This window comes from Kitasatospora sp. NPDC038210 (assembly GCF_055600605.1).
This window is the reverse complement of sequence record NZ_JBVJYK010000037.1, coordinates 1-25,345: the sequence shown is the minus strand read 5'-3', so window position 1 is coordinate 25,345 and position 25,345 is coordinate 1. Positions and strand designations below refer to the sequence as shown.

The 25,345-nt window shown below is 75.3% G+C and carries 19 protein-coding genes and 1 pseudogene; 12 read left to right on the top strand and 8 right to left on the bottom strand.

Annotation, left to right across the window (positions count from 1 at the left end; translation table 11 throughout):
- Positions 1-145 precede the first annotated feature (145 nt).
- The 5 genes from ACZ7KX_RS38980 to ACZ7KX_RS38960 all read left to right on the top strand — a co-directional run bounded on the left by ACZ7KX_RS38980 (position 146) and on the right by ACZ7KX_RS38960 (position 11,073).
- Complete coding sequence (locus ACZ7KX_RS38980) at positions 146-3,289, top strand: non-ribosomal peptide synthetase (RefSeq protein WP_470330679.1); 3,144 nt, start codon at positions 146-148, stop codon at positions 3,287-3,289.
- On the top strand, positions 3,286-4,461 hold the full coding sequence (locus ACZ7KX_RS38975) for an acyl-CoA dehydrogenase family protein (protein ID WP_470330678.1): 1,176 nt from the start codon (positions 3,286-3,288) through the stop codon (positions 4,459-4,461). The genes ACZ7KX_RS38980 and ACZ7KX_RS38975 overlap by 4 nt, the downstream gene beginning before the upstream one ends.
- Before the next feature lie 27 nt (positions 4,462-4,488).
- Positions 4,489-6,285: an amino acid adenylation domain-containing protein gene (locus tag ACZ7KX_RS38970; protein WP_470330677.1), complete on the top strand. Its 1,797-nt coding sequence runs from the start codon at positions 4,489-4,491 to the stop codon at positions 6,283-6,285.
- Positions 6,286-6,361: 76 nt separating this feature from the next.
- Positions 6,362-8,185, top strand: a complete 1,824-nt coding sequence (locus tag ACZ7KX_RS38965; protein WP_470330676.1) for a non-ribosomal peptide synthetase — start codon at positions 6,362-6,364, stop codon at positions 8,183-8,185.
- The gene (locus tag ACZ7KX_RS38960) at positions 8,182-11,073 is read left to right on the top strand and encodes a condensation domain-containing protein (protein ID WP_470330675.1); all 2,892 of its coding nucleotides are present in this window, start codon (positions 8,182-8,184) and stop codon (positions 11,071-11,073) included. The genes ACZ7KX_RS38965 and ACZ7KX_RS38960 overlap by 4 nt, the downstream gene beginning before the upstream one ends.
- Before the next feature lie 97 nt (positions 11,074-11,170).
- On the opposite strand, the gene ACZ7KX_RS38955 is transcribed toward ACZ7KX_RS38960, so the two are convergent.
- From ACZ7KX_RS38955 to ACZ7KX_RS38940, 4 genes are all read right to left on the bottom strand, one after another.
- A complete protein-coding gene (locus ACZ7KX_RS38955) occupies positions 11,171-11,647 on the bottom strand; it encodes a DUF7919 family protein (protein WP_470330674.1) in 477 nt (158 codons plus the stop codon).
- Between the two features lie 27 nt (positions 11,648-11,674).
- The gene (locus ACZ7KX_RS38950; protein ID WP_470330673.1) at positions 11,675-13,126 is read right to left on the bottom strand and encodes a vWA domain-containing protein; all 1,452 of its coding nucleotides are present in this window, start codon (positions 13,124-13,126) and stop codon (positions 11,675-11,677) included.
- Complete coding sequence (locus tag ACZ7KX_RS38945) at positions 13,123-14,418, bottom strand: AAA family ATPase (RefSeq protein ID WP_470330704.1); 1,296 nt, start codon at positions 14,416-14,418, stop codon at positions 13,123-13,125. Before ACZ7KX_RS38945 ends, ACZ7KX_RS38950 begins: the two co-directional genes overlap by 4 nt.
- A 70-nt stretch (positions 14,419-14,488) precedes the next feature.
- Complete coding sequence (locus ACZ7KX_RS38940) at positions 14,489-15,871, bottom strand: hypothetical protein (protein ID WP_470330672.1); 1,383 nt, start codon at positions 15,869-15,871, stop codon at positions 14,489-14,491.
- Between the two features lie 411 nt (positions 15,872-16,282).
- On the opposite strand from ACZ7KX_RS38940, the gene ACZ7KX_RS38935 reads away from it, so the two are divergent.
- The 3 genes from ACZ7KX_RS38935 to ACZ7KX_RS38925 all read left to right on the top strand — a co-directional run bounded on the left by ACZ7KX_RS38935 (position 16,283) and on the right by ACZ7KX_RS38925 (position 18,945).
- Positions 16,283-17,119 (top strand): Rossmann-fold NAD(P)-binding domain-containing protein, encoded by an 837-nt coding sequence (locus ACZ7KX_RS38935; protein WP_470330703.1) that lies wholly within the window; start codon positions 16,283-16,285, stop codon positions 17,117-17,119.
- A 225-nt stretch (positions 17,120-17,344) separates the two neighbouring features.
- Positions 17,345-17,938 (top strand): DUF1772 domain-containing protein, encoded by a 594-nt coding sequence (locus ACZ7KX_RS38930; protein ID WP_396553942.1) that lies wholly within the window; start codon positions 17,345-17,347, stop codon positions 17,936-17,938.
- A 308-nt stretch (positions 17,939-18,246) separates the two neighbouring features.
- Entirely contained in the window at positions 18,247-18,945 is a 699-nt protein-coding gene (locus tag ACZ7KX_RS38925; RefSeq protein WP_470330671.1) for a polysaccharide deacetylase family protein, read from the top strand.
- A gap of 109 nt (positions 18,946-19,054) precedes the next feature.
- Here the strand turns inward: ACZ7KX_RS38925 and ACZ7KX_RS38920 are convergent, their stop codons facing one another.
- Positions 19,055-19,522, bottom strand: a complete 468-nt coding sequence (locus tag ACZ7KX_RS38920; RefSeq protein WP_470330670.1) for an anthrone oxygenase family protein — start codon at positions 19,520-19,522, stop codon at positions 19,055-19,057.
- Between the two features lie 204 nt (positions 19,523-19,726).
- Between ACZ7KX_RS38920 and ACZ7KX_RS38915 the strand changes: the two genes are divergently transcribed.
- From ACZ7KX_RS38915 to ACZ7KX_RS38900, 4 genes are all read left to right on the top strand, one after another.
- A complete protein-coding gene (locus ACZ7KX_RS38915) occupies positions 19,727-20,734 on the top strand; it encodes an AraC family transcriptional regulator (protein WP_470330669.1) in 1,008 nt (335 codons plus the stop codon).
- 147 nt (positions 20,735-20,881) lie between these two features.
- Entirely contained in the window at positions 20,882-21,460 is a 579-nt protein-coding gene (locus tag ACZ7KX_RS38910; protein WP_470330668.1) for a TetR/AcrR family transcriptional regulator, read from the top strand.
- A 104-nt stretch (positions 21,461-21,564) separates the two neighbouring features.
- Positions 21,565-22,722, top strand: coding sequence for an SGNH/GDSL hydrolase family protein (locus tag ACZ7KX_RS38905; protein WP_470330667.1), 1,158 nt, complete (start codon positions 21,565-21,567; stop codon positions 22,720-22,722).
- 186 nt (positions 22,723-22,908) lie between these two features.
- Positions 22,909-23,280, top strand: a complete 372-nt coding sequence (locus ACZ7KX_RS38900; protein ID WP_470330666.1) for a hypothetical protein — start codon at positions 22,909-22,911, stop codon at positions 23,278-23,280.
- Positions 23,281-23,370: 90 nt separating this feature from the next.
- Here the strand turns inward: ACZ7KX_RS38900 and ACZ7KX_RS38895 are convergent.
- From ACZ7KX_RS38895 to ACZ7KX_RS38885, 3 genes and pseudogenes are all read right to left on the bottom strand, one after another.
- Positions 23,371-23,592: pseudogene (locus ACZ7KX_RS38895) on the bottom strand (IS30 family transposase); the annotation flags it as partial.
- Between the two features lie 38 nt (positions 23,593-23,630).
- Positions 23,631-24,284: a 4'-phosphopantetheinyl transferase family protein gene (locus ACZ7KX_RS38890; protein WP_470330665.1), complete on the bottom strand. Its 654-nt coding sequence runs from the start codon at positions 24,282-24,284 to the stop codon at positions 23,631-23,633.
- Between the two features lie 5 nt (positions 24,285-24,289).
- Positions 24,290-25,186, bottom strand: a complete 897-nt coding sequence (locus ACZ7KX_RS38885) for an alpha/beta fold hydrolase (RefSeq protein ID WP_470330664.1) — start codon at positions 25,184-25,186, stop codon at positions 24,290-24,292.
- Between the last annotated feature and the right edge of the window lie 159 nt (positions 25,187-25,345).

Below are 25,345 nucleotides of genomic sequence, written 5' to 3'. Positions count from 1 at the left end.
ACGGGCACGGGCGCCCGGTCGCCCCGCCCCGCGGCGCACCGACACCCCGGTGCGCCCCGGGCCACCCGGCCGCAGCGGGACCACCCCACACCCGCTCCCCGGCCACCGCAGTGCCGACAAAGCCCACCACACAAGGGAACCGCCCATGTTCGCACTCTCTCCGTCGCAGGAGATCGTCTGGCTGCACGAGCAGATGCTGCCGGGAAGCCGCGCCTACAACTTCACCGCCGTCCTCGACCTGTGGGGCACCCTCGACCGGGACGCCCTGCACGCCGGTCTGGGCGCCGTCCTGGACCACCACCCGGGCCTGCGCCTGGAGTTGGTGCCCACGCCGGAGGGGCTGCCCGGCCAGCGGGTCGCCGAGGGGTGCCGCCCGGAGCTGCGCGACAGCGACTTCACCGCCGAGGAGGACCCGGAGGCGGCCTTCCGCCGGCTGCTGGCCGCCGAGGCCGAGGAGCCGGTCGACACCGAGCGGGCGCCGGTGCTGCGCTGGCACCTGGTCCGGCTCGCCGAGGACCACCACCGGCTGATCCACGTCGAGCACCACCTCGTCCACGACGGCCACTCCTTCGCGATCCTGCTGCGCGACCTGTTCACCGTCTACCGCGCCCGGGTCCTCGGCGAGCCCTACGAGCTGCCCGCCGCGCCCTCGTACGAGGACCACGCGCGGACCGCCGCCGACGTCTCCCGCGAGCGCGCCCTCGACTTCTGGACCCGCGAGCTGACCGACGCGCCGCGCGAGGTCGCCCTGCCCGGCCTGGCCCGGCCGGGCGTCGAGCGCCGCCACCGCGGCGGCCAGCTGCGCCAGGCGATCGGCGCCGACCTGGCCGAGCGGCTGCGCGAGCGCAGCACCGCGGACGGCCACACCCCGTTCAGCACCCTCCTCGCGCTGCTCGCCGAACTGCTGCGCCGGCACAGCGGCCACCGCGAGATGGTGATCGGCACGGCCGTCGGCAACCGCCCGGAGGGCTTCGAGGGCACCGTCGGCATGTTCGTGAACACCGTGCCGCTGCGCCTGCGGCTCGACCCCGCCGCGTCCGGCACCGACGCCGTCGACGAGGCGACCGACGTCCTGATGCGCGCGCTGCCCTACCAGGACCTTCCGGTGCAGGAGCTGACCCGCCGCCTGGGCCTGCACACCAGCGGCGCCGACAACCCGCTGTGGAACGTGATGTTCAGCGCGCACGACGCCGCGCTCCCGGACGTCCAGGCGCCCGGACTGGAGGTCTCGCTGTACGAGGGCTTCAACACCGGCACCACCCGCTTCGACCTCGACCTGGTGCTGCTGCCGGACGACCGCCGGGTGGTCGGCGAGAAGCACGGCGCCGCCGGGATGACCCTGGTCTGGGACTACGACGCGGACCTGTTCCGCGAGTCCGAGGCCGTGCTGCTCTCCGAGCGGCTGCTGGAGCTGCTGCGCTGCTACCTCGACCGTCCGCAGGCGCCGATCGCCGAGCTGGCCCCCGCGTCCGAGGCCGGGTCCGAGGCCGCGCAGGCCGGAGCCGCGCGGACGGACACCGCGTGGGCGGGCGCCGCGCCCGCCGGCGCACCGGCCCTGCTCGACCCGGCCGCCGCCCACGACCCGACCGCACTCGCCCTGCTGGCCGGCAGCGAACGGATCAGCTACGGCGAACTCGACCGCCGCGTCACCGAGTTGGTCGAGCGCCTGCGCGCCGCCGGGGTCACGCCCGGCCAGCCGGTGGCCACCGTCCTGCCGCGCGGCACCGACAGCGTGGTCGCCCTGCTCGCCTGCCTGCGCCTCGGCGCCGTCCACGCGCCGCTGTCCACCGAGGACCCGGCGGCCCGGCTCGGGCTGCTGCTGGAGCGGCTGAGCCCGGCGCTCGTCCTGGCCACCCGGCAGAGCGCCCTCGCGCTGCCCGCCGAGGGCGTCACCCCGGCACTGCTGGACGGCCCGGCCTTCCCGAAGGCCGAGCCCGCCGCCGTCCTGGACGGCGCCGCGTACCTGATCCACACCTCCGGCTCCACCGGGGTGCCCAAGCCCGTGCAGGTCGGCCGCGAGGCGCTCGCCGGGTACGTCGCCGCGATCGCCGCCCGGTACGAACTCACCCCCGCCGACCGCGTCCTGCTGTTCGCCCGGCCGTCCTTCGACGTGGCGCTGGAGGAGGTGCTGCCCGCCCTCGCCGTCGGCGCCGCCCTGGTCGTGCCGCAGCGCGAGGTGCCCACCGGGCCCGAGCTGGTGGCCGTCCTGGCCGCCCGCGGCGTCACCGTCGCCAACCTGCCGACCAGCTACCTGCTGGCCGTCCGCGAGGACCTGCGCGAGGCGCTGCGCGACGGCCGCTGGACTCCCCGGCTGCTCGTCCTCGGCGGCGAGCGCCTGCCCGCACGGGCCCTCGCCGACCTCGCCGGGGCCACCACCGTGCTGAACGCCTACGGCGTCACCGAGGCCACCGTCACCTCCACCGTCCACGAGGTGACCGCCGCCGACGTCGCCGCGGACGGCGAGGTCCCGCTCGGCACCGAGCTGGACGGCGTACGGATGCACGTCCTGGACGACACGCTGCGCCCGCTCCCGGCCGGCTGCGTCGGCGAACTCGTGGTCGGCGGGGCGATGGTGGCCGACGGCTACCCCGGCCTGCCGGAGCCGACCGCCGCCCGCTTCGTCACCGTCCCCGCGCTCGACGGTGCTCGCGTCTACCGCACCGGCGACCGCGGCTACCGCGACCTGGAGGGCCGGCTCTGCTTCCTCGGCCGCGCCGACAACCAGGTCAAGCTGCGCGGCCACCGGATCGAGCTGGAGGAGATCGAGGCCGCCGCCTCGGCCGAACTCGGCGGCCGCTCCTGCGCGGTGGTGCTGCACAGCGACCCGCAGAACGGCCCCCGCCTGATCGGCTTCCTGGAGGGCGCCGAGCGACCCGACCAGGCCGCCCTGCACGACGCGCTCGCCCGCCGGCTGCCCGGCGGACTCGTTCCGGCGACCTGGACCGCCGTCGCGGCGATGCCCACCCTGCCCGGCGGCAAGCCCGACCGCGCCGCCCTCGCCCGGCTCGCGGACGCGAGCGCCGACCAGGCCGCCGAGGCGCCCGCCGCGCCGAGCACCTTCGCCGACCCCGGGCAGGAGCTGATCGCCGCCGCCTGGCGCGCCGTGCTCGGCCACGACCGCTTCACCGCGGACTCGCACTTCTTCGAGGTCGGCGGCCACTCGCTGCTCGCCGCCGAGCTCGCCGCCCAGCTGGAACCGCACCTCGGCAGCCGCCCGCCGCTGCGCACCCTGTTCCGCCACGCCGTCCTGGCCGACCAGGCCCGCGTCCTCACCGGAGGAGAGAAGTGACCGCCCCCTCCGCCGTCCTGGAGGACGGCCACCGCGAACTCGTCGAGGCCTTCGAGAGCTTCGTGCGCCGCGAACTCGTCCCGCTGGCCGCCGAGTTGCCGGAGACCGCCGACCAGGTGCCCGGCGACCTGCGCACCTACGTCCGCAAGCGCTCCGCCGCGCTCGGCTTCTACGCGGGCGACTACCCCGAGGAGCTCGGCGGCTCCGGCATGCCCTTCACCGCCGTCGTCCTGCTGCACCACGCCGCCGGGCGCAGCGGCTGCGTCCTCGCACCGTACGCCCTGGCCGGCTCGGACGGCCCCAGCCCGCTGCTGCGCAACGGCACCCCCGAGCAGGTCGAGCGCCACCTGATCCCGCTGGTGCGCGGCGAGCAGACCCGCTGCCTCGCCCTCACCGAGCCGCACGCCGGCTCCGACGCCTTCCGGCTCACCACCACCGCGGTGCGCGAGGGCGACCGGTGGGTGCTGAACGGCCGCAAGACCTTCGTCAGCAACGCCGAGCACGCCGGGATCGCGCTGGTCGTCGCCGCCACCGACTTCGGCGACGGCGCCGGCCCCACCGGCGGCTCCACCGCCTTCGTGCTGCCGATGGACCAGCCCGGACTGCGGATCGGCCAGCGCTACGAGGGCATGTCCGGCGAGCCGCTGTTCGAGCTGCTGCTCGACCGGGTCACCGTCGGCCCGGAGGCCGTGATCGGCGGCGAGGAGGGCGTCGGCGCGGCCACCGCCCTCGCCATCGACAGCCTCTCCCGCGGCCGGCTGGTGGTCGCCGCGATGTGCAACGGCATCGCCGAGTACGCGCTGCGCGTCGGCGTCGAGTACGCCAAGGACCGGCGCGCCTTCGGCCGGGTGATCGGCGAGTACCAGCACGTCCAGGAGCACCTGGTGTCCACCCGGGCCGAGGTCGAGGCCTCCAAGCTGCTCACCCTTGCCTGCGCCCGGCTGGTCGACGAGGGCACCGAGTCGCCCGAGAACGCCGCGCTCGCCAAGCTCACCGCGTCCGAGACCGCCGTGCGCGCGGTGGACCGCTCGCTCCAGGTGCACGGCGCCACCGGCTGGGTGCGCGGGCACCCGCTGGAGTTCCTGTACCGCTACGTGCGGATGACCACGATCATCGAGGGCACCTCCGAGGTGCAGAAGGTGATCATCGCCCGTTCCATGGGCCTGAACTGACGGTTCGTCATGACTTTGGAGACCACGATGGATTCCCCGAGCATCGGATACGGCCGTCCGCACCAGGACGGCGCGGTCCTCGACCTGTTCACCGCCTGGGCGCACCGCACCCCGGACGCCCCCGCCCTGATCGACGGCGAACGGACCTACAGCTACGCCGAACTCGACCACCTCGCCGACAGAACCGCCGAGGCCCTGCGCGACAGGGTCGGCCCCGGTGACCTCCTCGGCGTCTGCCTCGGCCACTCGGTGGACCTGGTGGCCGTCACCCTGGCCGCCGCCAAGCTCGGCGCCGTCCACCTGCCGCTCGGCCCGCGCCCCGGCGAGCACCGGCTGCGGGCCGTCGCCGAGCAGCTGCGCCCGGCGTGCCTGATCGGCGAGCCGGACCTGCTGCCGCCCGGCGGCGACCGGCTGCCGCTGGACCTGCCCACCGGCGGCGTGGTGGCCGCCCTGGCCCCCGGCGAGCAGGTGCGCGTCCCCGCCGGCACCCACTACGCGGTGCTCACCTCCGGCTCCACCGGCACCCCGAAGGCCGTCGCCGTCACCGAGCCCGCGCTCGGCGCGCTGCTGCACTGGTACCGCGAACTGACCGGCCTCGGCCCCGGCGAGCGGCACAGCCTGCTCATCGGCGTCGCCTTCGACCCGCACGTGATGGAGCTGTGGGCCGGCCTCACCTCCGGCGCCGCCCTGGTCGTCGCCCCCGAGGCCGTCCGCTGGGACTCCGGCGCGCTCACCGACTGGTGGTGCGAGGCCGGAATCACCGTGGCCGTGCTGCCCACCCCGCTGGCCGAACCCGTCCTGGGCCGGCCCTGGCCCGCCGGCTCGGCGCTGCGCCACCTCACCATCGGTGGCGACCGGCTCCGCCGCGCCCCCGGGCCGGACGTCACCGCGGCCGTGCACAACGCCTACGGCCCCGCCGAGGCCACCGTCACCACCACCGTGCACACCATGGCCCCCGGCGCCGACCACGGCGCCGGCGCCCCGCCGATCGGGCTGCCGATCGCGGGCGCGGTCGTGCTGGTCACCGACGAGGACGGCCGGCCGGTGCCGCGCGGCGTCGCCGGAGAGCTGCGGATCGGCGGCCGGGGCCTGGCCGCCGGGTACCTCGACCCGGAGCTGACCGCCCGCCGCTTCGTCGGCGCGCCCGAGGGCGTGGACGGCACCGACCGCGTCTACCGCACCGGCGACCGGGTCGTCATGCGCCCCGACGGGGTGCTGGAGTTCCACGGCCGCCTGGACGACCAGGTCAAGGTCAGCGGCGTGCGGATCGAACCCGCCGAGGTCGAGGCCGCGTTCGAGCGCGACCCGCGGGTGCGCCGGGCGGTGGTCGCCGCCGAACAGGCGCCCACCGGTGGCGTCCGGCTGCTCGCCTTCGTCCAGCCCGAGGACGGCGCGCCCGGCGCGGACGGCGGTGCCGACCCCGAGCGGCTGCTCGACGCCGTCCGGCCCTGGCTGCCCGAGCAGGCCGTCCCGTCGGCCGTCCGGCTGGTGGAGCGCTACCCGCTGGACGCCAACGGCAAGGTCGACCGCCACGCGCTGCTGGCCGCCGAACAGCCGGAGCCGGTCGGCGAGGAGGGCGACACCCCCGTCGAGCGCACCGTGCTCAAGCTCTGCCGCGAGCTGATCGGCCGCGCCGACGTCGGGCCCGCCGACAACTTCCTGGCCTCGGGCGGCAACTCGCTCGCGGCCGCACGACTGCTGGAGGCGCTGGAGAGCGAGTACGGGATCCGGCTGCGCGCGCCCCTCGTGCTGCGCCAGCCGGACCTGCGGGCCGTCGCCCGACTGGTCGAGGAACGGGTCGCCGCCTCGGCCGCGACCGCCTGAGCCCCGACCGACTCCGCCCGCACCTCCTCACTGGGGCGCCCCGGCCCTGCGCCGGGGCGCCCGGAAGGGAACCACCATGACCACCGCGACCCTGCCCGCGCTGATCGCCCGGCAGGCCGAACGGCAGCCTGACGCGCTCGCCGTGACCGACGGCTCCACCATCCTCACCTATCGCGAACTCGTCGACGCCGCAGTGCAGTTGTCCGCCGTGCTGACCGCCCGGGGGATAGGCCCCGGCAGCGCCGTCGGCCTGCTCTGCGCCCGCTCCACCCGCCTGGTCGTCGCCCAGCTCGCGATCTGGCGCACCGGCGCCCACGTCCTGCCGCTCGACCCCGCCTACCCGCGCCCGCGCATCGCCGAGATGACCTCCGACGCCGGTGTGCGGCTCGTCCTCGGTGACAAGGCCCTGCTCGCCGAAGCCGGGCTCACCGAGGAGCAGACCCTCGTCCTGACCGACCACGGCACCGACGCCACCGGGCCGGTGACGCCCGACGCCGCCGACCCGGCCGCGCCGGCCCTGGTCTTCTACACCTCCGGCTCCACCGGCCGCGCCAAGGGTGTGCTCGTCCCGCACGGCGCCGTCGCCGACCTGGTCACCGCCCCGGACGCCATCGCCCTCGGCCCGCGCGACCGGGTGCTCTTCCACTCCGCCGTCACCTTCGACGCCTCCACCTTCGAACTGTGGGCCCCGCTGGCCCGCGGCGCCGCCGTCGCCGTCTCCCCGGCCGACCGGCCCACCGCCGAGGAACTCGGCCGCGACGTCGAGCGGTTCGGCGTCACCACCCTGCTGCTCACCAGCGCGCTCTTCCACCACCTGGCCGCCCGGCAGTCCCGGATCTTCGGCGTGCTGCGCACCGTGGCGGTCGGCGGCGAGGTGCTGTCGCCCGAGCACGCGGGCGCCGTGCTGCGCGCCTTCCCGTGGCTCGAACTGGTCAACGTCTACGGGCCCACCGAGGCGACCACCTTCACCACCCTGCACCGGGTCACCCGGGCCGACTGCGCCGGCGCCATCCCGATCGGCCGGACGTTCGGCGGGGCCCGCGCCCTGGTCCTGGACGAGCAGCTCGCCCCGGTGCCGCCGGGCACCGTCGGCGAACTGTGGATCGCCGGGGAGCGCCTCGCCCAGGGCTACCTGAACCGCCCCGAGCTGACCGCCGAGCGCTTCCGCGAGCTGCCCGGCGTCGGACGCGCCTACCGAAGCGGCGACCTCGCCCGCCGACTCCCCGACGGCACCCTGGAGTTCCACGGCCGGACGGACGAGCAGGTCAAGCTGCGCGGCTTCCGGATCGAACCGGGCGAGGTCGAACACGCGCTGCTGCAGCTCCCCGAGGTCGCCGAGGCGGCGGTCGTCGTCCGCCGGGCCGGGCAGACCGACGCCGCCCTCACCGCATGCCTCGTCCTCACCGAGGGCGCCGGCCAGGCCGTCGACACGCTGCGCGCCCGGCTCGCCGATCGGCTGCCCGCCCACCTGGTGCCCACCGCGTGGACCGTGCTCGACGCCCTGCCACTGACCGGCACCGGCAAGGTGGACCGGCGGGCGCTGGCCGCCGACGAACCGGCCGGCCAGCGCCCCTCCGGGGCCGGCGCGCTCACCCCGATCCAGCAGGTCGTCGCCGAGGCCTGGAGCCGCGGCCTGGAACGCCCGATCACCGACCCGGCCGCCGACTTCCTCGCCGAGGGCGGGCACTCGCTGCTCGCCATGTGGGTCGTGGACGACCTGCGCGAGGACCTCGGGGTCGAGCTGTCGCTCGCCGACTTCCTCGGCCACCCGACCGTCGCCGGACAGGCGGAACTGCTCGAACGAGCGCTGCGCGAAGCCGACGGGCCGGACGGCGCCGGGGATCCGGCGGCCCCCGAGGGCCCGGCCGGCTCGGACGACACCCCGGGAGCGGGCCGATGAGCGCCGTGGACCAGGCCGACCTGCTGCGCCGCGCCCGCAGCCGGCGCAGCGCCGCTGCCACTCCGCCGCGGCGCCAGGCCGTGCCCGACGACGGACCGGCCCCGCTCTCGCACGCCCAGCAGCGCATGTGGCTGATGGACCACCTCGGCCAGGGCGGCGCCCTCTACAACGTCCCGATCGCCGCCCGGCTGCGCGGCCCGCTCGACCGGGCCGCCCTCGCCGCCGCGATCACCGGGCTCACCGAACGGCACGCCGTCCTGCGCACCCGCTACCCGCGGCGGGGCGAACAGCCGTACCAGCAGGTCGACCCGGTGGCGCCGGTGCCGCTGCCGGTCGTGGACGCCGGGACGGACGCCGCCGCCTCGGACCGGCTCGCCGCCGAGGCCGCCCGGCCCTTCGACCTCGCGGCCGGCCCGGTGCTGCGCGCCCTGCTGCTGCGGCACGGGCCGGAGGACCACACGCTGGTACTGACGATCCATCACATCGCCGTCGACGGGGGATCGTTGCCGGTTCTGGCCGCCGACCTGGCCGCGCTCTACGCCGCCGCCCGCGACGGCGCGGCTCCCGAACTGCCGCTCCCCGGACCGTCGTACGCCGAGTACGCCCGCGAGGAGCGCGCCCGGGACGCCGAACTCACCGCCGCCGCCGACACCCTCGCCGCCCGGCTGGCCGGAGCCCGCCCGCCGGCGCTGCTGCGGCCCGTCCCGCCCGGGGCCCGCGAGCGCCGGGCCGTGCTGCACGCCGCCCCGCTGGACCCCGCCGTCCTGGACGGACTGCGCGGCCTCGGCGCCCGGCACGGTGCCACCCTGTTCACCGTCGTCCTGGCCGCCGCGTTCGCCGCTCTGCGAGCCGCCACCGGGCAGGGCAACGACCTCGTCCTCGGGTGCGCCAGCGGCCACCGGGCCAGGCCCGACCTGCGGCACACCGTCGGCCTCGCGGTCAACACCCTTGCCGTGCGGGTCGATCCGGCTGGGCGCCCGTCGTTCGCGGACCCGACGTTCGCGGAGCTGCTGACGGCGGTGCGCGGCGAACTGCTCGACGCCCAGCGGCAGCACGACGTGCCCTTCGACCTCGTGGTCGAGAGGCTCGGCGCGGCCGCCCGGGGCGCGGACGGCACCCCGCTGCTGTCGGTCAGCTGCGACCTCGTCCAGCCCGTCGCCCCGCTGACGCTGCCGGGCCTGGAGTCCGAGAGCGTCGAACTCGACCTGGGGCTCGCCAAGTTCGGCCTGGCGCTGCTCGTGGAGGACGGTCCGGCGCCGCGCTGCCTGGTGCAGCACGACCGGGACGCGCTGGACGCGACCACCGCCGGACGGCTGCTCGACGCCTTCGCCGCGCTGCTCGCGGCCGTGGCCCAGGAGGCGGACCGGCCGCTGTCCGAGCTGCCCGGCCGCCTGCTGGTCGCCGCCGAACACCCGGTGGTGGCGGGCCTGCTGGCCGATCCCGGGGTGGTCGAGGCGGCCGTGGTCGACCGCGCCGACGGCCCGCCGCTCGCCTACGCGGTGGCCCGCGGGCCGGTCGCCCCGAACGGCGCCCAGCTGAGGGCGGCCCTGCGCCGACGCCTCCCGGCCGCCGAACTCCCGCTCGCGGTCACGCTGCTGGACCGGATCCCCCGGCACCCCGACGGCACCCCCGACCGCGGCCGGCTCCCCGGCGCGACCGGGGACAGCCGGACGGGGGAGGGCCCGATCGGGGACAGCCGGGCAGGGGACGGTGCGACCGGGGGCAGCCCGGCCGGGGAGGGGCCGATCGACACCGTCCGTACGGCCTTCGGCGAACTGCTCGGCACCACCCCGCCCGCCGACGGCGACTTCTTCACCCTCGGCGGCCACTCCCTGGTCGCCGTCCAACTCGCCGAACGCCTGCGCACCCGCACCGGGCTGCCGCTCACCGGCCTCGACATCCTGGAGCAGCGCACCCCGCGCGCCCTCGCCGCCGTACTGGCCGCCCGGGAGGACGAGCGCCGCGCCGCCCAGGCCAGGACCGGTACCCGCCCGCGGACCCGCCCCCGCACCGGCACCGTCCTGCTCACCGGCGCGACCGGCGGGGTCGGTGCGGCCGTCCTGCAGGAGCTGATCGCCCAGGGCAGGCCGGTGCGCGTCCTGGTCCGGCCCGAGTCCGCGCACCTGCCCGCGCTGAACGGCGCCGAGGTGGCGGAGGGCGACCTCGCCGACGCGGACAGCCTGCGCAGCGCCGTCGAGGGCGTGGACGCCGTGATCCACTCCGCGTGCACCTTCACCGACCACGCCACCGACCTCGCCGCGATGCGCGCCCTGGTGGACGGCTGGCGGGGCGGCCCGTTCGTCTTCGTCAGCAGCATCGACGCGTACGGCCGCCCCGTGGGCACCGAGGTCCCCGAGGGCGCTCCGAGCGGTACGGCGGTCACCCCGTACGGGCAGGCCAAGCTGGACTGCGAGCGGATCCTGTTCGACGCCGCCGCCACCGGCCGCGGACCGGTCACCGCCGTGCGCGCCCCGATCGTCTGGGGCCCGCACCACCGCCTGCGCGACCAGCTCCGGTGGGGCTCCACCGGCGAGCTCTACCAGGCCGCCCTGGCCGGCCGGCCCATCCGACTGCCGGAGGACGAGGGCTGGTACGGCGCCTCCTGGGTGCACGCCGCGGCCCTGGCCCGCGCGCTCGCGGCCTGCGCCGTCCCGGAGCACCCGGCGGCCGGACGGGTCGTCAACGCGGTGAGCGGGCACGTCTCCTGGGCGGACTTCACGGCCGAACTGGTGCGCCTGCTCGGCTCCGCCAGCCCGCTCACCGTCGGCCCCGACGCCGATGCGGAGCTGCGCCGCCCCTGGCGCTACCGGGCCGGGACCCTGGGCGGAGCGCTCACGCCCGAGCCGGGCGAGGACTGGCGCAGCGTGCTGGCAGCCATGGTCGGCTGACGGTCGAGCAGGCTCCGGACGGAGGGGTCCTCGGGCAGCGGACCCCTCCGCCCGGCCACGGCAGCAGCCGACGCAGCAGAAGCCGCCGAAGCCGCTGCTATTCCAGCAGCCACTCGACACCCTCCTGCGGCACCCACGGGAACGGCACCTCGGGCCACCGGGCCGCCGCCCACGCGTCGAGGTCGACCGCGAGGACGGCGGCCACGAACTCCGCGGGCGGCCGGTAGCCGTGGGCGGTGACGTAGTGGGTGATCAGGAACGGCGCCGCGTAGGCGATCGACGGCGCACCCGGGATCCGCAGTTCGCCGTTGCCCTCCGGCCCCTCGTCCGGGCAGAGGTCGCACTCGTGCACCCCGAGGCAGACGTTCATCCACTGCACCCGCTGGACGGCCGCCAGCTTCTCCACGAACCCGGCGGGCACCTCCCCGGTCGGGTACGGCTCGCCCTGCTGCAGCCAGCCGACGTTCAGGCGGGTGTACGCGGGCCGGTACCAGAGCGCGTAGAACCCGGACTGCGGGTCCGTGAACGAGTCGTCGGCACTGTAGGTGTACTCGGTCAGATCTTCGTAGAACACCGACGCATCATGCCCGATCGGGCCCGCTCACCCGATGGTCACCACCCTGGCCCACTCCGGCGGGGCCTCCGGCCGGTAGTCCGGGTCGGACTCGTCGTAGCTGCCGGGGCGGGGGAAGAGCCCGACGACGGTACGGCAGGGCGGTGCGGTGGACGGCCACGGGGTCTGACCGTCGGTCAGCACCACCACGACGTCCGGCCGGGGAGTCGAGCCCAGGGCCGCGCGGAAGCCGGTGCGCAGGTCCGTGCCACCACCGCCGATCAGCGGGATGCCCGCCGACCGGCACACCGAGTGCACGGCCTGGGGAGCCGCGTCGCACGGCACCACCGTGACCTGGTCACGGCGGCCGCCGACCGCGCGTGCGATCGCCGCGACCTCCAGCAGCGCGCTGCCCAGCTCGTCGTCCGAGACCGACCCGGAGGTGTCGATCACCACCGCGACCCGGGGCGGCCGCCGCCGCAGGCTCGGCAGCACCACGCCCGGCACCCCGGCCGAACGGCGGGCGGGGCGGCCGTAGCTGTAGTCCTCGCCCGTGCCCGGACCGGAGACCGCCGAGCGCATCGCCGCCCCCAGCAACTGCCGCCACGGCTGCGGCGGGTGGAACGCCTCCTCGGCCCAGCGCCGCCAGCCCGCCGGGGTGTCGCCGGGGCGGCCCCGGATCCCCTCGGCGACCCGGAAGCGGACGGCGTCGCGCTCCTGTGCGCTCAACCGGTGTGCCCCGTCGGGGCCCAACTCCCAGGGGCGGTCGGTGCCGTCGGCGCCGCTTCCGCAGTCCAGCCAGGCCGCGTCCAGGTCGCGCGGGTGGAACCGGTAGGCGCGCAGGTACTCCTCCATCAGGAGACCCTCCGGCAGCAGCAGGCTTTCCGGCCGCAGCGCCCCGGCCGGCCGGACCAGACCGTCCCCGTACACGTCGTCGTTGATCTCGCTGTCGGCGGCGATGTTCGTGCGCAGCTGCGCCGCCGGGCCCTCCAGGCCGAGTTCGCGGGCGATCCGGTCGCTGCGCCCGTGGTGGTCCCGCAGCAGGTGGGAGACCTCGTGCACCCAGACGCCGGCCAGCTCCTCCACCGGCGTGCGGTCGACGAAGACCGGTGAGGCGTAGCAGCGCCAGTACTTGTCCACGGCCATCGTCGGTACCTCCCGCGACTCCACCAGGTGCAGCGCGAACAGGGCCGTCGACAGGTAAGGCCGGGCGCGGACGGCCTGCAGCCGGGCGGCGTACAGCTTGTCGACGTCCAGCTTCGCGGCGTACGGCTTCCGGGCGTCCGGCTCGGCGGCGGACGGCGTCTCGACGTCCGGCTTCGCGGTGGCCGGCGCTCGCGGGACCGGCTTCCTTGCGCGGGGCGTCCCGGCAGCCGGCTTCGCGGGGTGCGGCGGTCCGGGACGGGGCCTCCGGGCGCCCGGCCCACCGGCGCCCGACTCACCACTGCCCGGCGTCCCGGCGCCCGCCTTGCCCGCGCCCGGCACGGCAGCCGTACTCATCGGCCCGCCTTCTGCGCCACCCGGGCGGCGGCGCGGTCGGCCCGCCGGGAGAGCGCCAGCGCCGGGGCCAGCCGCTCGATCGCCTCCGGCACGTCCCAGTCCTCCCGCCGCAGCGAGGCGAGCGTGGTGGCCGGGACGACCACCAGGTCCGGCGCGCCGGTCTCCAGCGCCCGGGCCAGCAGCGCCCAGGCCGAGTCCCAGCGTTGACGGTCCGGCCGGTTGCGCACCGCCGCGACCACCCCGTCCAGCACCGCCTGGCGCAGGTCCCCGCGCTCGGGCAGTTCCGCGCCCGCCGGGTCGGCGAGCAGGTCCTCCGGGTCGGGCAGGTCCATCCGGTCGATGCCGGCCATCAGCTCCAGCCCAGGGCCGTCGCCGACGGTGCCGCGGACCAGCAGCGACAGCACCTCGCGCTCGGACCCGGCCGCGGTCGCGAAGGCGATCAGCCGAAGCGCCATGTCCCAGCTGCGCGGGGACGGCCAGGCGCCGCCGCGCCGGGTCTCGGTGGTGGGCAGCCGGTGCACCAGCTCCGGGCGGGCGGTCAGCAGCCCGCACACCGCGCGCCGCGCGTGTGCGACGGCCGCCGGCAGCGCCTGCGGGTCGAGCCGGGGCAGGGTGGCCACCGGCCAGACCCCGCCGAGGCCGCGCACCACCACCTCGTGGTCGTGCACCCACTGCAGGTGGACGAAGCGGTTGGCCAGCGGCGGGCTCAGCTCCCAGCCGTCGGCCGCCGACGCGCGCGGGTTGGCGGCGGCCACGATCCGGACGCCCGGCGGGAGCCGGAGCGTGCCGATGCGGCGCTCCAGGACCACCCGGAGCAGTGCGGCCTGGACGGCGGGCGGCGCGGTGGACAGCTCGTCGAGGAACAGCAGCCCGCGCCCGGCGCGCACCAGCCGCACCGCCCAGTCCGGCGGGGCCATCGGCACGCCCTGGTGCGCCGGGTCGTCGCCGACGACGGGCAGCCCGGAGAAGTCGGAGGGCTCGTGGACGCTGGCGATCACCGTGGTCAGCGGCAGTTCCAGCGCCTCGGCGAGCTGGTTGATCGCGGCGGTCTTGCCGATGCCGGGCTCGCCCCAGAGCAGCACGGGCAGGTCGGCGGCCACGGCCAGGGTGAGGGCCTCCAATTGGGTGTCGGCGCGCGGTTCGGTGGCGGTGTCGTCGAGCAGGTCGAGCAGCCGGCGGGCGACGTCGAGCCGCGAGGGCTCGCGCTGCGCGGCCTCGGGGCGGTCGGCTTCGGGGCGGTCGGCTTCGCGCTGCGAGGCCTCGGGGGTGGGTGCGGGCACGGTCATGGTCATGGTCACGGGTGATCACCTGAGGGGTCACGGGCGGAACGGTCCCGGCGCGTGCCGGGTGACGGTCCGGGAGTCAGCGGAGGGTGGCGAGGCGCGGGTGGGCGCGGTAGGCGAAGTGGCGCGGCCGCGGCCGGTAGGCGTCGTCGTACGCGGGCGTGCGGTACGTCGGGGAGCGGTGGTCGAGCGGGTAGGTCAGGCCGGAGCGGACCAGGCCCGTCCGGTAGAGGCCGTACGCGATCCGGCGGTGGGCGGCCGCCGCCAGCTCGTCCCGCAGCGGGCCGTCGCGCAGCACCGCCTCCGGGCCGAGCAGGTGCTCGACGACGGCCAGCGCCCCGGCGGTGTCGCCGTGGTCCAACCGCTCGCGGAAACCGGTCAGTTCGTGCGGACGGCGGTGCGCCAGGTCGACGGCGACCAGGCAGGGCAGCGGGCTGCCGGACAGGGCGGCCAGCAGCTCCTCGCGGCGCAGTTGGGCCGGATCGTGGTCGAGCGGGGCGAGTGCCCCGTCGACCAGGCCGATCCGGTGCCACTCCCCGCGGCAGTCCACCAGCCGTTCGGGCGCGGGCCCCGCCGCCGGGCCCGTCCGGCCCGGCGTCCGGGAGGGGTGCCCGGGCACCAGCGCGGCCGCCACCAGCGGATGCAGGCGCTCCGGCTCGATCGCGCCCCGGCGGAGCAGATCGAGGTCGGGCGGCACCCAGGTCGCGGCGTCGGGCAGCAGCGGCAGCCCCGAGGTGTCCCCGGCGGCGCCGGTGGTGGACCCGTCCGGCCCGAGGAGCAACCGCCGCCGCCCGAGCCGTACGACCACGGGCCCGTCGGGGTGCCCGTCGGCCCGACGCAGCAGGGCGGCCTCGGCGGCCCACCGGTCGACGGCGTGCCGCTCCCCGGGATCGCCGACGCCCTTGTCAGGAAGGCCGGTCGGCGCACCCGACCCGGCCCGTTCGGCCAGCTCCCCGCTGCGCCCGGCGTCCCAGAGGTGCCGGTGCAGGTCGTAGCGGAAGCGGCGGCTCGGGCGCGGGTGCGGGTGGAGCGGGAGGCCGTCGCCGCCGGACCCGTCCCAGAGCGCGAGGGCGATCCGCTGGCCGTACTCCGCCCACGCGGGCGGTGTCCGGACCACCAGGTGCACCGGCCGCTCGCCCGGGTAGCGGGCCAGGGCCGTGGTGAGCCCGGGCCGCAGCAGCCCGTCGGGCGCGGATCGCGGCAGGTGCCAGCGCAGCAAGTCCGGTGCGAGGCAGCGGAGATCGTTGCGCACCCGGTCGGCGAGCTCTCGGCCGTGGAGACTCGCGACGTCCCCGAGACGGAAGTCGACCTCGACGTTGGCGGCTGCGCACGCCCCGGCCCAGTCGCCGGCCAGACGGCGGGCGGTGGCGGTTTCGATCATGGAGGGCGGCACGGCGTACTCGCGTACGCGCCGCCAGAAGGAGATGCGGGAGTCGTTCCCGTTCGCGGTGGAAGTGAGCATCAGCACTCACTCTTCGCGGACGGGACCCCCATTCTGTGATCAGCGTGAGTGGTCATCGCCGGGGAGCATAGCGCCCCCGGCGGCCCGCCCGCCACACCGTTTCGACGTGCCGCCGCCGGACGGCTCAAGGGCCGGTGGAAGGCCGGTCGAGACGGGTGGTTCGTGACGGCTTGGGTGTGTTCTGGTGGTGGACGGAGAAGGCGCGGCCCCGGACGGACGGGGCCGGGCGGGGCAGCGCGAGGGCGTGTCGGGCGCGTAGACGCTCGCGCATGGAGCTGAGTGCGGAGGCTATGGTTCGCCGGCCCGGAGTGACATTGACTGGTGGACACAAGGACGGACGCGAAGGGCCGCGGGATCCGGGGCCCGTCCGACCGATCCGACTGGTTTCTACTCCGAGCGAGGGTGATCGTGATGGCTGGTGTGGTGGATCTTTCGACGGATGCCGGTGTCGTGCTGGTGGTCGGTGGTACCGGGAAGACGGGTCGGCGGGTGGCGGACCGGCTGGCTGCGCGTGGGTACGGGGTGCGGGTGGGTTCGCGGTCGGGTGCGGTGCCGTTCGACTGGCACGACGAGGGGACGTGGGAGGCGGCGCTGGAGGGTGTGAGCGCGGCGTATCTGACGTACTACCCGGATCTGGCGTTCCCGGGTGCGGTGGAGGCGGTGGGGGCGTTCTCGCGGCTGGCGGCGGCGCGTGGGGTGGGGCGGCTGGTGCTGTTGTCGGGGCGTGGTGAGGAGGCGGCGGAGGCGGGGGAGAAGGCGGTGATGGAGTCGGGGGCTGCGTGGACGGTGGTGCGGTGCGCGTGGTTCAACCAGAACTTCAGCGAGTCGTTCTTCCTGGAGCCTGTGCTGGCGGGGGAGTTGGCGTTGCCGGTGGGTGGTGCGGTGGAGCCGTTCGTGGATGTGGAGGACATTGCGGACGTGGCGGTGGCGGCGTTGACGGAGGCGGGACACGCGGGTGAGGTGTACGAGCTGACGGGGCCGCGGTTGCTGTCGTTCGCGGATGTGGCGGTGGAGTTGTCGGGGGCGGTGGGGCGTGAGGTGCGGTTCGAGGCGGTGTCGCTGGAGTCGTACCGGCGGGTGCTGGAGGAGGCGGGGTTGCCGGCGGACTTCGCGGAGCTGTTCTCGATGATCCTGGACGGCCGGAACGCGTCGTTGGGTGACGGGGTGCGGCGGGCGCTGGGTCGTGAGCCGCGGGACTTCGCGGACTACGCCCGGGAGGCCGCCGCCTCGGGCGTGTGGAACGCGTGACCGGCTGCAGGTCCGTGGTTGAACCGTCCCACCCGGCGGAACCGGCCCACCCGGAGAGCAACACCTGCCGTGCGTACGGCAGTTCAGTAGATCGTCGGCGCCGGGCGGCGCCGGCCGCCTGATCGTCCACCCGGCTGCGTCCGGGGGCGGTGAGGAGGCCGGTGCGCCGGGTGCCGGGAGGGTCCCCGCGCAGGGCGGGGACCGGGGAGAACCGAAGGATCACCAATGAGCACACACCAGACTGCGACTCCTGCTTCCTACACCGCCTCACAGACCTTCACCGGCCTCGCCCCGGGCGGCGCGGGCGCGCCCGCCACGCGCAGCAAGGCCACCGGGCCGCTGCTGGTGGGTGCCACCGTCGCGATGGGGCTGATGGCGGGGCTGTTCTTCGCCTTCGACGTGTCGGTCATGCCGGGCCTGGCGGCGAGTGACGACCGCACGTACGTGACGGCGATGCAGCACATCAACAAGTCGATCGAGAACGGCATGTTCGGCCTGGTCTTCGTCGGCGCCTTCGTCGCGACGGGTGTCGCGGCGTGGCTGCTGCACAAGGCGGGCCGGCGGCAGGCGGCGCTGTGGGCCGCGCTGGCGACGGCGCTGTATGTGGTGGCGCTGATGGTGACCATGGGCGTCAACATCCCGCTCAACAACCAGCTGGCGGCGGCGGGCGACCCGTCCCAGATCCAGGACTTCGCCTCGGTGCGGGCGCACTTCGCGGACAGTTGGGTGCCGGTCAACATGCTCCGCACCGCGCTGTGCACGGGCGGTCTGCTCGCGCTGACCCGCTCCCTGGTGCTGCACGGGCGCTCCGGGCGCTGAACGAGGCCGCCCCGCAGCGCGATCGACGCCCCCGACGGAGCCCGTCGGGGGCGCTCGACGTGCCCGGTGAAGCCGCCGCGCCCGGGCCGCATCCGCCCGCATCCGCCGGCGTTCGCCCGCTCGGTACCGCCGCGTGCCCAGCTGGGCCCGGTGGCGAACGTCATGCGGAGTCCGTCCGGTTCGGCCCGTCGTGCGGCCGGCCGGACCTGGCCGGATCCGCCCGGTTCCGCCACCCGGCGGGTCGCGGCCGCCCTGCCGTCGGAGCAGACTGGCCGTCGGCACCGGAGTTCCGACCGCAGGGGGCAGGCATGTCCGTACGACTCCGCAGGCGCGGGAAGCTCGCAGCGATCCGGACGGCGGTCGGCACGCTCGCCGTCGCCCTGGCGGCGGGAGCGGCGGTCGCACTGCCTGCCGCACCGGCGGAAGCCGCGGGCGGGGGTACGGGCGGCAAGGTCGTCTACCTCACCTTCGACGACGGGCCGAGCTCCGCCTACACGCCCAAGGTCCTTGCCGCGCTGGCCCGTTACGGGGTGCGCGCGACCTTCTTCGAGATCGGGCAGAACGTGGCCGCCCACCCCGCGCTGACCGCGGAGGTCGCCAGGCAGGGGCACAGCGTGCAGAACCACTCCTGGTCGCACCCGGACCTGCGCAGGCTCTCCGGCTCCGCGCTCGACTCCCAGGTGAGCGCCACGGACCGGGCGATCCGCGCCCGGACCGGCCGCACTCCGACCTGCCTGCGCCCGCCGTACGGCGCGGTCAACGCCACCGTGCGCTCGCACGCGGCGGCGCTCGGCAAGCAGGTCGTGCTCTGGTCGGTCGACCCGGCGGACTGGTCCCGCCCGGGGACGGCGGCGATCCGCTCACGGGTGCTGAACAGCGTCCGCCCCGGGGCGGTGATCCTGCTGCACGACGGCGGGGGCGACCGCAGTCAGACGGTGGCCGCGCTGCCGGCCGTCATCTCCGCGCTCAAGGCGCGCGGGTACGGCTTCGCCACCCTGTGCGGCTGAGGCCGCCCAGGGTGGCGTCGGGTGAAGCCGTAGGCCGTCGGTGAAGTCCGTAGGCCCTTGGTGAAGTCCGCAGGCCGTCGGGTGGACTCCGAAGGCCGGCGAACCCCGGTCAGCTCTGCCCGTTGAGGACCAGCGCCCAGGCGAGGAAGCCGAGGGCGGCCGTCGAGAGCAGGGCCCGCAGCACGTTGAAGCGCACCCAGCGCGCCTCGAAGCGGCCGCGCACGCCGGCCGGGTCGGCGATCCGCTGCGGCGTACCGGCGGCGGCCAGCTCGTCGTTCAGCGGGATGTTGACCGAGCGGGTGACCCCGATCATCGCGACGTACAGGACCAGCGCGGCGATGGTCGCCGGCAGCACGTCGTGGCCGTCCGAGGGCAGGTGCAGGGCGACCGCGGCCGCCGTCGTCAGGAGGGCGCCGACGAAGCCGAGGACGAACCAGCCGTTCAGGATCGCCACGTTGACGCGCTGCATGACCTCGATGAAGGTCCGGTCCTCGACCCGGGCGAGCGCGGGCATGACCGAGCACGCGTAGGCGTAGAACAGTCCGGCGGTCAGTCCACAGGTGACAGTGGCCGCCACCAGGACGAGTGTGCGTGCCGTTTCCATCGTCGTGAGCCCCTCACTTCTCGCTGTCGGTATCGCTGCGTCGCTGTCGCTGCGTGTCGCTTCCTACCCCCGTGGGCAGATCATCCGGCATTTGACGCCCGCGAGCCACCTCGATCACTCAAGAGTCCCTCAAATGACGAGCCGTCAAATGATGTTTTGCCGTCTACACTTGTCGGCATGGACACTCTGACGGGACTCCTCGACGGCCCCAAGGCCCGCGGCGCGTTCCTGCTGCGGTCGATCCTCACCCCGCCGTGGTCGCTGCGGATCGAGGACCGGGCCCCGCTCTCGGTCGTGACGATGGTCCGCGGCGCCGCGTGGATCCTGCCCGAGCGCGGCACCCCGCTGTTGCTGCACCCGGGTGACGTGGCGATCGTGCGCGGCCCGGAGCCGTACACCGTCGCGGACGACCCGGACACGCCGGTGGACGTGATCGTCGGCCCGGGCCAGGTCTGCACCAAGGGCGGGGTGGACGTCTCCGAGGTGATGTCGCTCGGCGTCCGGACCTGGGGACAGGGCCGTGAGGGCGACGAGGCCTCCTCGGTGGTCCTCTCCGGCACCTACCAGGCCGAGCACGAGATCGGCCAGCGCCTGCTCGGCTGCCTGCCCGCCCTGCTGGTGCGTCCCGCCGGCACCGGCGCCGACGACACCCTCGTGCACCTGCTGGCCGCCGAGATAGGACGCAACGAGCCCGGCCAGGAGCTCGTCCTGGACCGCATCCTCGACCTGCTGGTGGTCTCCGTCCTGCGGTCCTGGCTCGCCGCCCCCGACTCCGGTGCCCCCGCGTGGTACCGGGCCCAGCACGACCCGGTGGTCGGCCCGGTCCTGCGGATGATGCACGACGACCCGGCCACCGCCTGGACGGTCGCCGAACTCGCCCAGCGGGTCGGGGTCTCCCGGGCCGGCCTGGCGCGCCGCTTCACCGCCCTGGTCGGCGAGCCCCCCATGGCCTACCTCGCGGGCTGGCGCCTGGCCGTCGCCGCCGACCTGCTGCGCGAGCCCGAGTGCACCGTCGCCTTCGCCGCCCGCAAGGTCGGCTACAGCAACGCCTTCGCCCTCTCGGCGGCGTTCAAGCGGGTGCGCGGCATCAGCCCACAGGAGCACCGCCGCCTCGCTGCCACGGGCACCCCGCCGCAGCCGGTGGGCTTCTCGGGTCCGGCGGAGACGGTGATCCTGGCGGGCTGAGACCGAGGCTGAGGCCGAGGCCGGGGGCTTCCGCCCGATAGTGGTTTCCCATTTGCCTAAACCGTTTAGGTAATCCCATACTGGCCGTAGTGCGTCGGCGTACCAGTGCGCCGACGCGTCGGCGCGCGCCGGTACGGGAGGAAACACATGGCACGGGCAGGACTGACCGTCGAACGCGTGGTCGTCGCGGGCGCCGAACTCGCCGACCAGGTCGGGTTCGACCAGGTGACCGTCGCCGCCGTGGCGCGCGGCTTCGGCGTCCAGACCGCCAGCCTGTACTCGCACGTCAAGAGCTCCCACGACCTCAAGACCCGGATCGCCCTGTACGCCCTGGAGGAACTCGCCGACCTCGTCGCCGAGGCCCTCGCCGGCCGGGCGGGCCGCGACGCGCTCGGCGCCTTCGCGGACGCCTACCGCGACTACGCGGCCCGCCACCCCGGCCGCTACGACGCCACCCGGCTGCGCCTGGACGCCGAGACGGCCGCCGCCAGCGCGGGCGTCCGGCACGCCCAGATGACCCGGGCGATCCTGCGCGGCTACGACCTCACCGAGCCCGAACAGACCCACGCGGTCCGGATGCTCGGCAGCGTCTTCCACGGCTACATCAGCCTGGAGGCGGCCGGCGGCTTCAGCCACACCGCCGTCGACGCCCGGCAGTCCTGGGACTGGATCGTCGACTCCCTCGACACCCTGCTGCGCCAGGGCGGCGCCCGCCCGACCGCCTGAACGCCTGAACGCCCGACCGACTGAACGCCCGACCGCCTGAGCCGCCCGTGCGGCGCGCCTCGCTGCCACCGCCGGTACACCGACCCGAAGAAGACGCAAACGCCATGACCACGATCACCACCCCTGTCACCGAGGACCTGCTGCACGGCCACCTCGACGTCGAGCACACCCGCCGAGGCCTGCTGCCGCACCGGCTACCCGCCGGCGCCCGCCGACAGATACCCGACGACCAGCTCGCGATGGCCGAGTCCCAGCCCTCCGGCGTCCGCCTCGCCTTCCGCACCCGCGCCACCGCGGTCACACTGCACGCCGTCCCCACCAAACGCGCCTACCCCGGCGTCCCCGACGTGCCCGACGGTGTCTACGACCTCCTCGTCGACGGCGTCCTCGCAGCTCAGGCCACCGTCCCCGGCGGCAACCTGCGCACCGTCGACCTGGCCACCGGCCGCTTCGAGTTCACCGAAGGGCCGCCCGGCAGCGCCCGGTTCACCGGCCTGCCCGCCCGGGACAAGACCGTCGAACTCTGGCTCCCGCACACCGAGACCACCGAACTGATCGCGCTCGAAACGGACGCACCCCTGCAGCCCGTCCCGGCCGGCCCGCGCAAGCGCTGGGTGCACCACGGCAGTTCGATCAGCCACGGCTCGAACGCCAGCCACCCGACCGGCACCTGGCCCGCCCTGGTCGCCAACGGCGCAGGGCTCGACCTGGTCAACCTCGGCTTCGGCGGCGGTGCCCTGCTCGACCCCTTCACCGCCCGCGCCATCCGCGACACCCCCGCGGACCTGATCAGCCTGAAGCTGGGCATCAACCTCGTGAACAGCGACGCGATGCGGCTGCGCGCCCTCACCCCGGCCGTCCACGGCTTCCTGGACACCGTCCGCGAGGGCCACCCGACCACCCCGCTGCTCGTCGTCTCCCCGCTGCTCTGCCCGATCCACGAGGACACCCCCGGCCCGCTCGCCCCCGACTTCAGCAGCGGCACCCTCCGCTTCCGGGCCACCGGCGACCCGGCCGAACGCGCCGCCGGCCGCCTCACCCTCACCGTCATCCGCGAGCACCTGGCCCGCATCGTCGCCGAACGCCGCGCCGACGGCGACCTCGCCCTGCACCACCTCGACGGACTCGCCCTCTACGGCGAGCCCGACTACGGCACCCACCCGCACCCCGACGGCCTCCACCCCTCCCCGGAAGCCCACCGCCTGATCGCCGAGCGCTTCACCCGGCTGGCCCTCACCCCGGGCGGCCCGCTGGCGCCCTGACCGCGACGAAGGCGCTGACCGTCCGTCACGACCGGGGTACGACGGGGACTACCGAGGCGGCACTACTCCGTGCGCAATGACCCGGACGTAGCCCGTCCGGCGTTCGGGGATCAGGGGTTGTGAGGATTCTGTGCGCGCTGCACACTCGTTCCCGCTCGACCCGAACACCCCGACACAGGAGGTCAGATGACCAGCTCCGTGCTCCAGACCTCGACCAGGCGCCCGGGAGTCCTCGCGGCTCCGCTGCTCGCCCTCGCCGCCCTCGGGCTCGCCGCCCCCGCCCACGCGGACGCTGCGCCGAGCGTCACCGTGCTCTGCGACTCCGGCAACAGCGTCTGGTCCTGCGACGCCCACGCCACCGGCGGCAGCGGGAACTACAGCTACTCGTGGAGTGCGGTCAGCAACGCGGGCTTCTTCTCCGGCCGCACCGCCCCGAGCGCCTACGGCCCGTGCCGGACGAACCTGGCGGCCACCCTGCAGGTGACCGTCACCGACAACGGGACCGGTGCCAGTGTCACCCAGCAGGGTCGGTTCTTCTGTTACGCCATCGCGCCGTAACGGCGGCCGGTCCCGGCGACCCGGATCGACCGGGTGAGGCCCCGCGCACCAGGAGAATTCGAAGGGTCGTTGCAACACGTGGTGAGTTGATCAAGCCGCGAGCAGTGTACGCAAGCGCTCGGCTGGGGTTTCCCAGCCGAGCGTTTTGCGTGGTCGGCTGTTGAGCTGGTCGGCGACGGCGGCCAGGCGCTCGGGGGTTTGGGCTGCGAGGTCGGTTCCCTTGGGGAAGTACTGCCGCAGCAGGCCGTTCGTGTTCTGGTTGGTGCCCCGCTGCCAGGGGCTGGCGGGCTCGCAGAAGTAGACCGGGACACCGGCCCAGCCCGCGCACCCGGGCACCCGCACGCCCGCGCTCACGCCGTCGGCGGAAGGGCGAGCGCGGTCATCAGAATGCCGCGGTGCACGCCCCACCGACCCGTGCCGACCTCGTCGTGGTGAGGATGCCGGGCGGTGAACGTGCCGTCGGGGTGGACCGCGACGGTGATCGCGGCCAGTGCCGTCCACCGGCGGGTCAGCGGGTGGACGGCCTTGTAGATCGCCTCCTTGGCGCTGAAGAACACGGCGTCCCAGGGGACCTCGCCCACCGGGAGCGCGGCGAGCCCCCGCCGCTCGTCCTGGCTGCTGACGAGGTCCAGGACCCCGCGCGGGAGCGGCCGGACGGGCTCGGCGTCGATGCCCAGCGAAACGTGCCGACCGGTACTCGTCACGGCACAGGCGGTGTAGCCACGGGTGTGGGTGATGCTGCCCGCGGCACCCGAGGGCCACTGCGGCGCACCCCCGGGCCCGGGCAGCAGGGGCACCGGCGGATGGCCCAACTCGGCGAGGGCCCGGCGGGCCAGCGTCCGGGCGGTGGTGAACTGCTGCCGGCGGCGCGGGGACCGGTCCCGGATGTAGGCCGCCTCCGAAGGGTGGAGACGGCCCGCATCCAGGGTGCCGAACGCCTCGGCGCAGTGGACGTACGGCGGGAGCAGCGAGCCCAGGACGCCGGCGGGAGCGGTGGTGGTCACGGCGGTCAGCGGCCGGCCAGGACCAGCTGGTGGATGTGGTGGGCGATGAACCGGGGCGTTTCGAGCGGCAGCATGTGCCCGGTCCCCGGCACCTCGTACAACGTCGCCTGCGGGAGTGCGACGGCGAGCTCCTGACTGAAGCTCGGCTTCACGACCTTGTCCTCCGTACCCGTGATCACCACGGTGGGCGCCGTGATCCCGGCGAGCCCGGCCCGATGGTCCATCTCCTGCGTCGAAGCGAAGCAGGCGGCTCGGGTCTGCGGCAGCGTACGGGCGAACAGCCGGCGGTTGGCCTCGCGGGCCTCCAGGGTCGCCCGCGGCCCGTGCGTCTGCCCGAGCAGCTTGCGCCCCAGCCACGGCGTCCGGAGCGCCCGGCTGAACAGCTGAGAACCCATCATCTTCACCTCGTTCGCGGGGGTCTCCTGCCCGTGCGAAGCCGTGGACACCAGTACCAGCCCGGCGATCCGCCTACCCGCATCGGCCGGCCGCGCCGCGGACAACTGCGCCGCCCAGGCGAGCGCCGCGTAGCCGCCCCCCGAATGTCCGACCACCACGACCGGCCGCTCCGGTGTCGTCAGCGTCCCCACGACGGTGTCCAGATCCCGCGCGAGCCGCTCGATGCCGATCGCCTCCCGCCCGACCGTCGACGAGGCGTGCCCCCGCTGGTCGTACGTGGCCACGGTGTGCCCCGCCGCGGCCAACTGGCTCGCGGTGCTGTGCCAGACCGTCCGAGAGGCGGCCCACCCGTGGACGAGGACCACGAGCGGCCGTGCCGGGTCGGGCGTCGCGGGCTGGTGGACCGTGATGGCAAGACGCGCGAAGTCGTCCGTGGTCGCGGTGTGATCGGTGGCGGTGACGGCGTGATCGGCCGGCAGCTCGGGGATTTCGACGGCGGTCTGCATGAGGCCCTCCTGTTTCCGATTGTGGTTTCCGGCGCTGTAATTCGGCGCTGTTATTCGGCGGCGTTGTTGGTGAGGTGGTGGTGGAGGTTGGTGAGGGCGTGTTGGGTGGCGGTGGTGTGTTTGTAGGTGAGGTTGGTGAGTTTGTGGAGGAGTTTGGGC

Coding starts and splice junctions, on each gene's coding strand:
- ACZ7KX_RS38980 (WP_470330679.1), top strand. CDS start 146: ATGTTCGCACTCTCTCCGTCGCAGGAGATCGTCTGGCTGCACGAGCAG.
- ACZ7KX_RS38970 (WP_470330677.1), top strand. CDS start 4,489: ATGGATTCCCCGAGCATCGGATACGGCCGTCCGCACCAGGACGGCGCG.
- ACZ7KX_RS38965 (WP_470330676.1), top strand. CDS start 6,362: ATGACCACCGCGACCCTGCCCGCGCTGATCGCCCGGCAGGCCGAACGG.
- ACZ7KX_RS38960 (WP_470330675.1), top strand. CDS start 8,182: ATGAGCGCCGTGGACCAGGCCGACCTGCTGCGCCGCGCCCGCAGCCGG.
- ACZ7KX_RS38950 (WP_470330673.1), bottom strand. CDS start 13,126: ATGAGTACGGCTGCCGTGCCGGGCGCGGGCAAGGCGGGCGCCGGGACG.
- ACZ7KX_RS38945 (WP_470330704.1), bottom strand. CDS start 14,418: ATGACCATGACCGTGCCCGCACCCACCCCCGAGGCCTCGCAGCGCGAA.
- ACZ7KX_RS38940 (WP_470330672.1), bottom strand. CDS start 15,871: ATGCTCACTTCCACCGCGAACGGGAACGACTCCCGCATCTCCTTCTGG.
- ACZ7KX_RS38935 (WP_470330703.1), top strand. CDS start 16,283: ATGGCTGGTGTGGTGGATCTTTCGACGGATGCCGGTGTCGTGCTGGTG.
- ACZ7KX_RS38930 (WP_396553942.1), top strand. CDS start 17,345: ATGAGCACACACCAGACTGCGACTCCTGCTTCCTACACCGCCTCACAG.
- ACZ7KX_RS38925 (WP_470330671.1), top strand. CDS start 18,247: ATGTCCGTACGACTCCGCAGGCGCGGGAAGCTCGCAGCGATCCGGACG.
- ACZ7KX_RS38915 (WP_470330669.1), top strand. CDS start 19,727: ATGGACACTCTGACGGGACTCCTCGACGGCCCCAAGGCCCGCGGCGCG.
- ACZ7KX_RS38910 (WP_470330668.1), top strand. CDS start 20,882: ATGGCACGGGCAGGACTGACCGTCGAACGCGTGGTCGTCGCGGGCGCC.
- ACZ7KX_RS38905 (WP_470330667.1), top strand. CDS start 21,565: ATGACCACGATCACCACCCCTGTCACCGAGGACCTGCTGCACGGCCAC.
- ACZ7KX_RS38900 (WP_470330666.1), top strand. CDS start 22,909: ATGACCAGCTCCGTGCTCCAGACCTCGACCAGGCGCCCGGGAGTCCTC.
- ACZ7KX_RS38885 (WP_470330664.1), bottom strand. CDS start 25,186: ATGCAGACCGCCGTCGAAATCCCCGAGCTGCCGGCCGATCACGCCGTC.